This is a genomic window from Lachnoclostridium sp. An131, from assembly GCF_002160825.1.
In the GTDB taxonomy this organism is placed as follows: Bacteria; Bacillota; Clostridia; order Lachnospirales; family Lachnospiraceae; genus Laedolimicola.
Map to the genome: position 1 here is coordinate 173,838 of NZ_NFLI01000007.1, position 8,546 is coordinate 182,383.

Here is an 8,546-nt window from a genome sequence, read left to right on the forward strand (position 1 = left end):
AGGAGGTCAGTATGGACGAAAAGAAGTACGTAGCTTATGTAGGCACCTACACCCATGGGAACAGCGTGGGCATCCATCTGTTTGATCTGGATGTGGAGAATGGCAGTATGACAGAGCGCAAGGTCATTCCCATCAACAACCCTTCCTACATTAAAATGTCGCACAACGGAAAGTTCCTGTACTCTATTGCAGATGAGGGAGTCCGTTCCTTTACCGTGCTTCCGGACGGAGATCTGGAGCCCTTAAACTGTGCCAGCATAGAGGGAATGAGGGGGTGCTATCTCTCTACGGATAAGGAGGATCACTATCTCTTTGTGGCTGGCTGGCATGACGGCAAGGTGACGGTAATGCGCCTGAATGAGGACGGAACGGTAGGAAAGATGACGGACGAGGTCTTTCACAAGGGCCTTGGAAGCGTGGCGGAGCGCAATTTCCGCCCACATGTCAACTGTGTGAATCTGACGCCGGACGGAAAATATCTCTGCGCGGTTGATCTGGGAACGGATCAGATCAAAATCTATAAGTTTGATCAGAGGTCGGGAAAAATCGCCCTGTATGATCTGCTGTTCTGCGAGCTGGAATCGGCGCCCCGCATCATTAAATTCAGCAGGGACGGAAGGTTCGCCTATGTGATCAGTGAGCTGAAAAACTATATTTCTGTCTACAGCTATGACGGAAGCGGAAAGAATCCTTCCTTTGAGCTTCTTCAGAAGGTGCCTACGCTGAACGATTATCATTCGGCTACCAGCGCTGCCTGCGCCCTGCGCTTTTCCAAGGACGGGACAAAGGTTCTCTGCACGAATGCAGGGGACAATACAGCGGGCCTTTTCCATGTGGATTTGAAAACAGGACTCCTGGAAAAGATCTGTATCCTTCCTGTCAGCGGCGATTATCCGAAGGCGATAGATTTCTTCCCGGATAACCGGCATATCATGTCCCTGAACCATGAAAGCAATACGATTACAATTTTTGAGGTTCATTACGACAAGAAATACTTTACGATGAAGGGGCATCCTATTCCGATTGAGACGCCAAACTGCATTCTGGTTTCTGAGGTATATGGGCAGAATTAGGGCGCTTCCAGGATGCGCTGGCCTTTGGGGAGCCGTCGCAGCCTTTTGGTCTGCGTTCCGGGCCCTTTTGTATCAATAAAAGTACAAACTTTTTGGGGCCAGGGCTTGAAAAACCAGAGAAAAGCACATAAAATGTAAATAAGACCGCGCACCTTTCTGGCGGGAATGTGAAGCTTCATACCAGAACGAGGGAGCGGATTTGTGAAACAGCACTACAATTAAGAAAAGGAGAATGTATCATGAAATTCATCGTTGAAACATCTGCACGTCACGTACATGTAACCCAGGAGGATCTGGAGACTCTGTTCGGCAAGGGTTATGAGCTGACAAAGAAAAAGGATCTGTCTCAGCCGGGCCAGTTTGCCTGCAATGAGAAGGTAAAGATCGTAGGAAGCAAGAAAGAAATGATGGCTTCCATTCTCGGACCGGTACGTCCGGAGACCCAGATTGAGCTGTCTCTGACAGACGCACGTTCCATCGGTGTGGTGGCTCCGATTCGCGAGTCTGGCGATGTGGCAGGCAGCGGCGCATGCAAGCTGGTAGGACCTGCAGGAGAGGTAGAGCTGAAGGAAGGTGTGATCGCTGCGAAGCGTCATATCCATGCGACTCCCGAGGATGCGGAGAAGATGGGCGTAAAGGACAAGGATATCGTATCTGTGAAAATTGATACAGACGGAAGAAGCCTGATCTTCGGAGATGTAGTCGTACGTGTAAGCCCCAAGTATGCCCTGGCTATGCACATTGATACGGATGAGTCCAATGCAGCAGGCTGCGCGGGAGAGGTATACGGCGAGATCGTAAAATAAAAGCGAAGGCAGGGCGTACAGGCCCGAATATATGAATGAAAGGGAATACATAGTTATGAAGATTTTAGTATTGAACTGCGGAAGCTCTTCTCTGAAATATCAGCTGATTGATATGGACAATGAGAGCGTAATGGCAAAAGGCCTCTGTGAGAGAATTGGAATCGAAGGCTCCAAGCTGACCCATAAGGCAAACGGCAAGGAGATGGTAGTCGAAGAGCCTATGCCGAAGCATACCGAGGCAATTTCCCTGGTTATGAAGGCTCTGGTAGATCCGGAGTACGGCGTAATCAAGGATACCAGCGAGATTTCCGCAGTAGGACACCGCGTACTGCACGGCGGCATCAAGTTTACCGAATCCATCAAGGTAAATGAGGATGTAAAAGCGACTATCCGTGAGTGCTTCGACCTGGGACCGCTGCACAATCCGGCGAACCTGATGGGTATCGAGGCATGCGAGGAGGCTATGCCCGGCGTTCCGAATGTAGCTGTATTTGACACCACCTTTGGTATGGCTATGCCGGAGAAGGCTTATCTTTATGCGATTCCGCATGAGTATTACGAAAAATACAGCATCCGCCGCTACGGCTTCCACGGCACCAGCCATATGTTCGTATCCGGCGAGGCGCTCAAATTTGCAGACCTGGATCCGGAGAAGGGCCGCGTTATCGTATGCCACCTGGGCAACGGCGCCAGCATTTCCGCATCCATCGGCGGCAAGTGCGTAGATACCTCCATGGGACTTACCCCACTGGAAGGTCTGATCATGGGAACCAGAAGCGGTGACCTTGACCCGGCTATCCTGCAGTTTATCTGCAACAAGGAGGGCAAGGACGTGAACGAGATGCTGAACATTCTGAACAAGAAGTCCGGTATCCTCGGCATGAGCGGCGGAGTTTCCAGCGACTTCCGTGACGTGGAGAAGGCGGCTGAGCAGGGCAATCATCTGGCAGAGGTGGCTCTGGAGGCCTTTGTATACCGTGTGGCGAAGTACATCGGCGCTTATACGGCAGCCATGAACGGTGTGGACGCCATCGCATTTACTGCCGGCGTAGGCGAGAATGACAAGATCAGACGGAAGGCTATCTGCGATTACCTCGGATACCTTGGCGTGGAGATCGACGACGAGGCGAATGACTGCCGCGGACAGCTGCGCATGATTTCTACTCCGGCCTCCAAGGTGAAGGTAATGATTCTTCCGACAAACGAGGAGCTGGCCATTGCACGGGAGACCCTCCGCCTGGTACAGTAAAGTAAATATTTTTTACTTGACAAACCTCCTTACAATGAGTATAATAGCCTAGTGTGCATTGGGAGAGAACTATGCTGATCAATCTGACAGATGTTTTGTCCTGTGATGAAAAAGTGGTAAAGAGGACAGTGGAGACAGAGCTTAAGTCTTTCGATACAGGCTTGGGATGCTATCCCCTGTCGGAGGAAGAACCGCTTCAGCTTACGCTTACGAACCTCGGCAAAGACAAGCTGCTGATCGAAGGAAGCGTAAAGGTCAAGACGGAGATTCCCTGTGACCGCTGCCTGACCAAGGTAGAGACGCTGATTCCCCTCACGATTTCCAGGGAGGTGGATATGAAGCAGACTGCGGAGGGCAGAATTGATGATCTGGACGAAACCGATTTTATCATTGGGTACAACCTGGACACAGAAAAGCTTGTGTACGGTGAGCTTCTGGTCAACTGGCCCATGAAGACGCTGTGCAGAGAGGACTGCAAGGGTATCTGCAGGAAATGCGGCAGGAATCTGAATGAAGGTCCCTGCGGCTGTGATACAGTGGAGTTGGACCCGAGAATGGCGGTCATAGCCGAGATATTTAAGAACAGTAATTAGAGGAGGTGTAACCTGTGTCTATTTGTCCTAAGAATAAATCTTCCAAGGGAAGAAGAGATAAGAGAAGAGCAAACTGGAAGATGAGCACGATGAATCTTGTAAAGTGCAGTAAGTGCGGAGCTCTGATGATGCCTCATCGTGTTTGCAAGTCCTGCGGAAGCTACAACAAAAAAGAGATTATCGCTGTAGAGGATTAATCTGAAACTGAAAGAAGGAAACAAGTGCTGGGTTCCATGCATTTGTTTCCTTTTTTGTTGTATGGGAAAAGCTTTGAAAAGCGGTTTTGTGCAGGCGGTGGAGGGCGCAGGGCTTTTCTGATTTCCAGACGCCGGGTTTACCAAATATTAAAAAAGAATGAACAAACATTTAAAAAAGGATGAAAAGAAGAGATGGACATTTGAATGTGAATAGGGTACAATAGGCGTATAAGCCGGAAAGAGAACGGTTAAATAACTACGAATGAGAGGGGAGCATTATGGACAAAAAAACAACCAGTATAGTAGCCTACATCACATGGATAGGACTTATTATTGCTTTCTGTGCAGGTGATAAGGAGGGCGCAAAGTTTCATCTGAATCAGGCGCTTGTGATTTTCCTGTTTGGACTTTTGGTATGGATCCCGTGTCTTGGCCAAATTTGGGGAATTTTTATAATTGTATGCTGGATCATGGGACTGATTGCGGCTATTAATCAGGAAGAGAAGCCTGTTCCGCTTATCGGGGGCATCAAGATTTTGAAATAAAATGAGTAATAGAACCTACGCTTACATTGTCAGTCTGGCTGCCGGAGGAATTCTGGCAGCTGGTCTGATTTTTTATTTTACTGCAGGGAAAGAGCTTTTTGCGATACCGGGCTGTGTGATCTATCAGACCACCGGGCTTTGGTGTCCGGCCTGCGGCGGTACGAGAGCGGTGCTGGCATTGGTTCACGGTGATGTGGCAAAGGCATTTCTGTATCATCCGATTGTGCCATACAGCGTTTTTGTCTATACGGTCTATATCCTGGAGGAGACCAGAGAGCGCCTGTTCCACAGCAGGCGCAGAGTTCCCATGAGCTTCTGGAAGGGCTGTGTTCTGCTGGGGCTTGTAATTTTGGCCGGAAATACGCTGCTGCGAAATATTCTTCTTTTTTGTTCACAAAAGTAACATATTTCTCTGTTATAATCAGACCATATATGATAGAAAGAGCCTGCGAAAATGACAGGAGGAATTGTCTATGGATAAATTAAAGATTCTTGTGGTGGATGACGAGAGCAGGATGCGCAAGCTGGTCCGGGATTTTTTAACAAAACAGAATTTTGAGGTTCTGGAGGCAGGCGATGGCGCGGAGGCCCTTGATGTTTTTTTCGGTACAGAAGGAATTGCCCTTGTGATTCTGGATGTTATGATGCCAAAGATGGACGGCTGGCAGACCTGCCGTGAGATACGCGCTTACTCTAAGGTACCGATTATCATGCTGACTGCGAAGTCAGATGAGCGGGATGAGCTGCAGGGCTTCGAGCTTGGGGTGGATGAGTATATTTCCAAGCCCTTCAGCCCCAAAATTCTGGTAGCCAGGGTTGAGGCGATTCTGCGGAGGACCAGCGGCAGAGAGGGCGGCGACATCTTGAGCGCCGGTGGGATCGAGCTAGATAAGGCGGCTCATATTGTGACTCTGGACGGAAAAGCACTGGATTTAAGCTTTAAAGAGTTTGAGCTTCTGGCTTATTTTATGGAGAATCAGGGAATTGCCCTTTCCAGGGAAAAGATCCTGAACAATGTGTGGAATTACGACTATTTTGGAGACGCCAGAACGATTGATACCCACGTAAAGAAGCTCCGGAGCAAGCTGGGAGATAAAGGAGAGATGATTAAGACCATCTGGGGTATGGGGTATAAATTCGAGGTGTAGGCTATGAGACTTAAGAAGAGAGGTTCGGAAAAACGCCGGATGAATCATTCCATCAAGCGCCAGCTGGCGGCTGTCTTTATCGGAGTCATGGCTGGAACCTTTCTCTGCTGCGGACTTGTAAACGCTTTGTTTCTGGAAAAGTATTATCTCAATAACAAGAAAAAGGTAGTAGTCAGCGCATACGAGGTGCTGAACCAGGGATTCCGGGAGGAAAGAGAGAGCGAAGATGATTTTATATCAGAGCTTGATCTGATCTGCAGTACGGACAACATATCTGTCTTTGTGATGGACAGCAGCGGAACTCCCAGGCTGTACACAAACCGGGATTATCAGATTCTCCGGCAGAAGCTTTATAATTATATTTTTGGCGTAGAAAGCCGGGACATTATCGTCCTGAATCAGGAAGAAAATTATCTGCTTCGGGAAAGCCGGGATTATCTGACACAGGCGGATTATCTGGAGGTGGTAGGCACCCTGGATACAGGCGAACCCTTTATCATGCAGACGGCCCTGGAAAGCATACGGGAAAGCGCGGCTATCTCCAATCGGTTTTTCCTTTATATTGCCTTTTTTGCGGTGGTTATCAGTTCTCTTCTGATCTGGTGGCTGTCCAGGCGTATTTCAGAACCGATTCTGGAACTGGCTGATATATCCAGGCGCATGACAGAGCTGGACTTCAACGCGAAATTTACTTCGAATGTACAGAATGAGATTGGCGTGCTGGGCCATCATATCAACCAGCTCTCTGAGGCCCTGGAGAAGACGATTTCCGAGCTGAAGACGGCCAACAACGAGCTGCAGAAGGACATTGAGCAGAAGACACAGATAGACGAGATGCGGAAAGAGTTCCTGTCAAATGTGTCGCATGAGCTGAAGACGCCAATCGCTCTGATTCAGGGCTATGCGGAAGGCCTGAAGGAGTGTATCAACGACGATGCGGAGAGCCGTGATTTTTATTGCGAAGTCATTATGGACGAAGCAGGCAAGATGAATACGATGGTCAAAAATCTGCTCTCTCTGAATCAGCTGGAGTTTGGCAATGATGTGGTTGCAATGGAGCGCTTTGATATCACGTCTCTGGTTCAGAATGTATTGAATTCATCCAAGATCCTGATGGAGCAGAAGGGGATCCGTCTAATCTTTAGGGAAACAGAGGAAATCGACGTCTGGGCCGACGAGTTCAAGGTGGAGGAGGTCGTAACGAATTATATCAGCAACGCCATCAACCACTGCGAATTTGATAAGGTAATTGAGGTAAAAATCTTAAAAGAGACAGATACCGTCCGCGTCTCTGTATTTAACACAGGGAAGCCGATTCCGGAAGAGGATTTGGAGAAGATCTGGCAGAAATTCTATAAGGTAGATAAGGCAAGAACCAGGGAATATGGAGGAAGCGGCATCGGGCTTTCGATTGTAAAGGCGATTATGGAATCGCTTCACCGGGAGTGCGGCGTGAAAAATTACGATAACGGCGTGGAATTCTGGTTTGAACTGGATGGCAAGGTGAATTGACGCGGAGCGTCAAGAGAGGGCGGCCTGGGCCGTAAGGTGAATCTGCCGGAACGGCAGAGAGAGAGGCCTGGGGACTGAGGTGAATGGGTTATGATCAGAAAGCATATTTTTTTTACAGGCCGGGTACAGGGTGTGGGTTTCCGGTACCAGTCGGCTTATTACGCCCGGAGCCTGGGATTGACCGGCTGGGTGAGAAATTTAAGTGACGGCCGCGTGGAAATGGAGGTTCAGGGCCGCGAAACGCTGATTAATCAGCTGCTTATTTCATTGAGAAATGCGCCGTATATCCGGATAGAGGAGGTGGAATGTACCAATATTCCACTCCAGGAAAAGGAACAGAAATTTTCGACGAAATTTACGTATTAAAATTAAAAGGCGGGACGCCGCAAAACTGTCAAGTCTGACGGTTTGCGGCGTCCCGCTTTCATACTTCTATATATTTTTGAGTTGGCAGCTGATGCCTTTGGAGGCCTGAGTATCGATTCCGCTGATTTCTATTCCCTGAGTACTGTGCATTCCGGTGATAGAGCATACATCCAGAAGCAGGTATCCATTTTCCTCTACGGTGACAGTGTACTGCTGATACCCGTGGCTGTCTACGGAAAGAGGACGATTGTTGACCTGCGCGGTTACTTCACGAACCGGTATGACGGAATTCAGCTGAAAGGTTACCTGCACAGAAGAGGAATCGGAAGCTGGCGCTGTCTGGAGCTCCGAGATAGAAACCGGGATTACAGTTCCGGGAGCCATACAGGCAAGAACAATGAAAAGGCATGCAGCCGCAGCAATCCTCTTTATCAGCCGGCGTCTTTTTACAATGCGATAATATTTTCTCTTTGAGGGTGAGGGCAGGGGGGTTCCATCCAGCTCCAGCTCTGTCATAATACGATCCAGAAGAGCATCCGCCTGTTCCTGGGTAAGCGGTTTAGGAGAATGTTGATTATGAAAACGCCAGCCCACGCCTGTCCCTCCTTTCATCGGTGCAGCTTTTAGCATAGAATTCTGTATATCTATAGTATTATAAGAAAATAGAAGATAATTTTCAATATTTTTAGAATGGTTAATTGAAAAAGTAAATTCCAGCTTGTAAGACGGGGTGGAATTTACTTTTGCAAGTAAGGAAAGTTGAAAAAAATCGAAAAAGCTGTTGACATTCGTTCCATGGTATGGTAAATTAACTAAGCTGTCTCAAGGGACAGCGGGTTGTTCCAAAAAGCAGCGACAAAAAACTTCAAAAAAGTTAGAAAAGTTGTTGACAAACAGGAACACACATGATAATATATATGAGCTGTCCGCGAGAGCGGGTCAGCGGAAAGCGAACCTTGATAACTGAACAGTGCTAAGAATCCTTGAAAATTCTAAAGAGAATTGTTCAAAGAACAAAACCTATTTATAACAGTAAACGGGAAAGAGATTGCCAGAA

Annotated in this window: 11 protein-coding genes; 10 read left to right on the forward strand and 1 reads right to left on the reverse strand. The window is 48.2% G+C overall.

The window, feature by feature from the left end; translation table 11 throughout:
• Positions 1-11 precede the first annotated feature (11 nt).
• The 10 genes from B5E77_RS07650 (at position 12) to B5E77_RS07695 (ending at position 7,489) form a co-directional block, all read left to right on the forward strand.
• Positions 12-1,073 carry a lactonase family protein gene (locus tag B5E77_RS07650; protein WP_087164760.1) on the forward strand — a complete coding sequence of 354 codons (1,062 nt, stop codon included), beginning with the start codon at positions 12-14 and terminating at the stop codon, positions 1,071-1,073.
• Positions 1,074-1,312: 239 nt separating this feature from the next.
• A complete protein-coding gene (locus B5E77_RS07655; protein WP_087164761.1) occupies positions 1,313-1,879 on the forward strand; it encodes a PduL/EutD family phosphate acyltransferase in 567 nt (188 codons plus the stop codon).
• A gap of 55 nt (positions 1,880-1,934) precedes the next feature.
• Positions 1,935-3,128 (forward strand): acetate/propionate family kinase, encoded by a 1,194-nt coding sequence (locus tag B5E77_RS07660; RefSeq protein ID WP_087164762.1) that lies wholly within the window; start codon positions 1,935-1,937, stop codon positions 3,126-3,128.
• A 71-nt stretch (positions 3,129-3,199) separates the two neighbouring features.
• Entirely contained in the window at positions 3,200-3,721 is a 522-nt protein-coding gene (locus B5E77_RS07665; RefSeq protein WP_087164763.1) for a YceD family protein, read from the forward strand.
• A 14-nt stretch (positions 3,722-3,735) separates the two neighbouring features.
• Positions 3,736-3,918: a 50S ribosomal protein L32 gene (gene rpmF / locus B5E77_RS07670; RefSeq protein WP_087164764.1), complete on the forward strand. Its 183-nt coding sequence runs from the start codon at positions 3,736-3,738 to the stop codon at positions 3,916-3,918.
• A 278-nt stretch (positions 3,919-4,196) separates the two neighbouring features.
• Complete coding sequence (locus B5E77_RS07675) at positions 4,197-4,463, forward strand: hypothetical protein (RefSeq protein WP_087164765.1); 267 nt, start codon at positions 4,197-4,199, stop codon at positions 4,461-4,463.
• 1 nt (position 4,464) lies between these two features.
• Entirely contained in the window at positions 4,465-4,866 is a 402-nt protein-coding gene (locus tag B5E77_RS07680) for a DUF2752 domain-containing protein (protein WP_087164766.1), read from the forward strand.
• A 70-nt stretch (positions 4,867-4,936) separates the two neighbouring features.
• Positions 4,937-5,611 (forward strand): response regulator transcription factor, encoded by a 675-nt coding sequence (locus B5E77_RS07685; RefSeq protein WP_087164767.1) that lies wholly within the window; start codon positions 4,937-4,939, stop codon positions 5,609-5,611.
• Positions 5,612-5,614: 3 nt separating this feature from the next.
• Complete coding sequence (locus B5E77_RS07690; protein ID WP_242963666.1) at positions 5,615-7,123, forward strand: sensor histidine kinase; 1,509 nt, start codon at positions 5,615-5,617, stop codon at positions 7,121-7,123.
• A gap of 90 nt (positions 7,124-7,213) precedes the next feature.
• Positions 7,214-7,489, forward strand: coding sequence for an acylphosphatase (locus B5E77_RS07695; protein WP_087164769.1), 276 nt, complete (start codon positions 7,214-7,216; stop codon positions 7,487-7,489).
• A gap of 66 nt (positions 7,490-7,555) precedes the next feature.
• Here B5E77_RS07695 and B5E77_RS07700 read toward each other — a convergent pair whose 3' ends face one another.
• Positions 7,556-8,083, reverse strand: coding sequence for a hypothetical protein (locus B5E77_RS07700; RefSeq protein ID WP_087164770.1), 528 nt, complete (start codon positions 8,081-8,083; stop codon positions 7,556-7,558).
• Positions 8,084-8,546 lie beyond the last annotated feature (463 nt).

Bases quoted from the DNA above. Each gene is read 5' to 3' on its own strand.
- B5E77_RS07650 (WP_087164760.1), top strand. From the start codon at position 12: ATGGACGAAAAGAAGTACGTAGCTTATGTAGGCACCTACACCCATGGG.
- B5E77_RS07655 (WP_087164761.1), top strand. From the start codon at position 1,313: ATGAAATTCATCGTTGAAACATCTGCACGTCACGTACATGTAACCCAG.
- B5E77_RS07660 (WP_087164762.1), top strand. From the start codon at position 1,935: ATGAAGATTTTAGTATTGAACTGCGGAAGCTCTTCTCTGAAATATCAG.
- B5E77_RS07665 (WP_087164763.1), top strand. From the start codon at position 3,200: ATGCTGATCAATCTGACAGATGTTTTGTCCTGTGATGAAAAAGTGGTA.
- B5E77_RS07675 (WP_087164765.1), top strand. From the start codon at position 4,197: ATGGACAAAAAAACAACCAGTATAGTAGCCTACATCACATGGATAGGA.
- B5E77_RS07680 (WP_087164766.1), top strand. From the start codon at position 4,465: ATGAGTAATAGAACCTACGCTTACATTGTCAGTCTGGCTGCCGGAGGA.
- B5E77_RS07685 (WP_087164767.1), top strand. From the start codon at position 4,937: ATGGATAAATTAAAGATTCTTGTGGTGGATGACGAGAGCAGGATGCGC.
- B5E77_RS07690 (WP_242963666.1), top strand. From the start codon at position 5,615: ATGAGACTTAAGAAGAGAGGTTCGGAAAAACGCCGGATGAATCATTCC.
- B5E77_RS07695 (WP_087164769.1), top strand. From the start codon at position 7,214: ATGATCAGAAAGCATATTTTTTTTACAGGCCGGGTACAGGGTGTGGGT.